The sequence below is a fragment of the Actinomyces sp. ICM39 genome, assembly GCF_000282935.1.
GTDB lineage: Bacteria > Actinomycetota > Actinomycetes > Actinomycetales > Actinomycetaceae > Pauljensenia > Pauljensenia odontolytica_B.
Genome location: NZ_ALCB01000026.1, coordinates 1 through 3,298, shown reverse-complemented (window position 1 = coordinate 3,298; position 3,298 = coordinate 1). Strand labels below are relative to the sequence as shown.

At 67.1% G+C, this 3,298-nt stretch carries 4 protein-coding genes; 3 read left to right on the top strand and 1 reads right to left on the bottom strand.

The window, feature by feature from the left end:
- Positions 1 to 70: 70 nt before the first annotated feature.
- A complete protein-coding gene (locus HMPREF1137_RS01560; protein WP_007588044.1) occupies positions 71 to 1,165 on the bottom strand; it encodes a phosphatase PAP2 family protein in 1,095 nt (364 codons plus the stop codon).
- Between the two features lie 261 nt (positions 1,166 to 1,426).
- On the opposite strand from HMPREF1137_RS01560, the gene HMPREF1137_RS01555 reads away from it, so the two are divergent.
- From HMPREF1137_RS01555 to HMPREF1137_RS01545, 3 genes are all read left to right on the top strand, one after another.
- Complete coding sequence (locus HMPREF1137_RS01555) at positions 1,427 to 1,885, top strand: YbjN domain-containing protein (RefSeq protein WP_034496262.1); 459 nt, start codon at positions 1,427 to 1,429, stop codon at positions 1,883 to 1,885.
- Positions 1,882 to 2,364 carry a YbjN domain-containing protein gene (locus HMPREF1137_RS01550; RefSeq protein ID WP_007588049.1) on the top strand — a complete coding sequence of 161 codons (483 nt, stop codon included), beginning with the start codon at positions 1,882 to 1,884 and terminating at the stop codon, positions 2,362 to 2,364. Before HMPREF1137_RS01555 ends, HMPREF1137_RS01550 begins: the two co-directional genes overlap by 4 nt.
- A gap of 125 nt (positions 2,365 to 2,489) precedes the next feature.
- A partial coding sequence (locus HMPREF1137_RS01545) for a DEAD/DEAH box helicase (RefSeq protein WP_155835388.1) occupies positions 2,490 to 3,298 on the top strand: 809 nt, incomplete at its 3' end.

Here is a 3,298-nt window from a genome sequence, read left to right as displayed (position 1 = left end):
GGCCCTCCGGCGCCCGGAACACCCGTGGGGCCACAAGCACCGCCGGAACACCAGCGGCGCTCAGCAGGATTTACTCGCCCGCGAGGCGGTCGACCTCGTGCATGATGAGGCCGCACACGGCGCTCACCCACGCGACGGCTGCGACGCCGAGGACGCGGGAACGCCAGGGACGTATCTGCAGGAAGTCCTCGAAACCGTACCCGGACCCGGGGGATGCGGCGGACATACTGAAGCCCCACATGGCGGCTCCGGTGGCCAGCAGCGCAATGACGATGAGCCCGAGACTCGCCCACACCATGACACGTTGAACTTTCGCGCCGTGCCGGGGACGCCGCTCGATGGGCGACAACGCGAGGGCCCACGCCCCAGCGATGAGGGCGGCGGTGATGACGTCGGAAGGCCGGTGCCAGCCTTCCATCATGACGGACACGCCCATGAGCGAGGTCCACGCCCACCCGATCCACGCGGAGGGGCTGCGGAACCATTGGGGTGCGACCACGATAAGGGCCAGCGACAGGGTCACGGCGACAGTCGTATGCCCGGAAGGCAGGGAGTTTCCGGCCCCCGTCGTGACTCCGAGGTTGGGGCGGGTGAGGATGTAGTCCTTGAGGATCTGGGTTGTGACGTTCGCACCGACGACAGCACCGAGGGCGCGTCCGGCGAGCGTGGGCCGACGTCGCGCAGCGGCGACGACGGCGACAACGAGGCCGGCCGCGACCATGACAGGCACGGACACAATACCCGTGATGAGCATCGAGAAGGACTCGTAGCGGCTCGCCGAGCGCATCGTGCCTTCCATGAGGATGGTGTCGAGGACCTGCCCGGGCGCGGTTGCGAGCGCCACGTGGCTGATGAGCATCGTTAGCAGCAGGCAGATCGTGACGCCCCCGAGACGTCGCGCGAGCTTGAGCCGGTACCAGGAGTCGGACAGGAGTCGACGAGGCTGGGGCGCGTTCGCCGCCGGTACCTCGCCGTTGGCCTGGGGTGCGGGGGTGCGTCCTCGGGCGGGCTGCTGGGTTGCGGCGGCGCGCTCCGCTCGGGAGGAGCGGCCGGCGGTCTCGGCGGATGCCGACGAGCGCGCGCGGGGGCGCACGGGGCGTGAGCCTTTGGTGTAGGACTCGTCGACGGCCGGGTCGGAGGGCAGGGCAGCGTTGGGGTCGTCCATGGTGTCCTCCGTTCGTGTCGATGCGATATTTCGTATCCACTGTAGTGGAGGGACGCGCGGGCGCGTGTATTGGTTTCGCTTTCTTGCAAATCGAAGGCAAGCACACAGCGGGTGGGCGCCCCGCGTACCTGCCCTGGCCTCGTCGAAGAGTGACGGGAGGCCCCATGTCAAGACTTGTCGGACAACGTGGGCGCGCGCGGGAGAGAGGCCTCGGTTACAGTGGGGGTGTCCGATTCTGTACGTTTCACGCGGGAGTTGTCAGTGGCTACATCTTCACCTGTCAGCACCGATCGCATTCGGGATTTGTTGCGTTCTCGGGACGTGCGTTTCGGCGACTACAACGAGGGCGAGCTGGCGTATTTGACGCCGAATGCCGCTTTTTTCTGGAATGCGACGAACCCTCAGATTTTGCAGTTGCGCGCTCAGTGGCGCGGAATTGCGCGCACGCCTGAGCAGTTCGGCGAGCTCGCTCGCGAGGTCGCGGCCTGCAATTCGACGCGCACGGGCCCGAAGGCGTACGTGGCTCCCCTCGAGGACGGCACGCAGTATGGCCTGATCGCGGAGTGCAACGTCGTGGTGATGTCGGGACTCACGCAGGCTCAGTTGGATAATTTCTTTGAGACGTCCATGTCGATGATTATGGGGTTCTTCGCGGATCTTGAGGTGACGTTGCCCGGGTTCGTGGATTGGGATTCCCAGGGTCGGGAGGTGTCGCTGTGAACGTTCCGTACGTGGTGCCCGAGGATGAGGTGACCCCCTACCCCGCAGATTTTGAGCGGGTCGTTCAGGCTGTGCGCGAGATGGGCTATGCGCTGGACGTGATCGAGAAGGGTCGTGCGGCGGGCGCGATTTTTGACGATGTTCCGTTCCTGGTGTCTTTCGATACGTCGGGGCGTTTCCTGTCGATTCGCGCGCTGTGGGAGTCGGATCTGCCGGCGGAAAGTGCGGAGCCCGCGCTGTTTGCGACGGCCGACAATTGGAATCGCGAGAAGTATTTCCCGACGGTGTACACGGCGACCTCGCCGGAGGGGACGCTGGGCGTGTACGCGGATTTCGTCGTGGATACGGAGGCCGGACTGTCGGACGTGCAGCTGCGCGACGCGATTTCGTCGGGTATTTCGACGGGTATCGCGGCGATCCAGTACGTGAAGGAGTCCGCCTCCGAGGCGCTGGGGCTCGGTGAATCCGGGCGCGAATGAGCGCTGACCTCTCACCCGCTTCTGAGACGTCTTCGTCGAACGAGGCCGGGGCTTCCTCGCCCGATCGGCCGCGCGATGGCCTGTCCTCTCCTTCTCCCGCGCACCTGCTCGATGTTCTGGAGCGCATGAGCGCCGGGGATGATCGGCTGCTCGGCCACGTGACACTGCCGGGCCGATCAGGAAAGATCGCGGACTGGCCGCAGTGGGTGTCGCCCGCGGTCACGGACGCGTGGGCGCGGCGCGGCGTGGAGCGCCCGTGGATTCATCAGCGCGAGGCCATTGACGCTGTGCGCGAGGGTCGCGACGTCGCGCTCGCGACGGGGACCGGCTCGGGCAAGTCGCTGGCCGCGTGGACGCCGATCCTCTCCGACCTGGTGGAAGCCGAGGATTCGTCGCGTATTTCCGCGATTCACCGCCGCCCAACCGCCCTGTACCTGGCTCCGACGAAGGCTCTGGCGGCGGATCAGCTGGCCTCGCTCATGGCGCTGCTTGGCCAGGACGACAAGCCCGCCGACGCACAGGCGAGCGCGGACCCGGAAGGAAGCCCCAGCCTCGTCGATGAGCGACTGCGTCGCGTGCGCGCGACGACCGTGGATGGGGACACGCCGCACGAGGCGAAGGAGTGGGCGCGCGCGGGCGCTGACCTGATCCTGTCAAACCCGGATTTCCTGCACTACGTGATGCTGCCGTCGCACCAGCGGTGGTCGCGTTTCCTGGCATCGCTGCGCCTCATCGTCATCGACGAGGCCCACCATTGGCGCGGCGTGACCGGCTCGCACATTGCACTGGTCGTTCGCCGTCTGCTGCGCATCGCCCACCACTTGGGCGCGGATCCGCGCGTCGTCATGCTGAGCGCGACCGTGCGCGACGCAGCGGCGGTGGGCCGCGCGCTGACGGGGCGCGACGCGGTCGCCATCACCGAGGACGGCTCGCC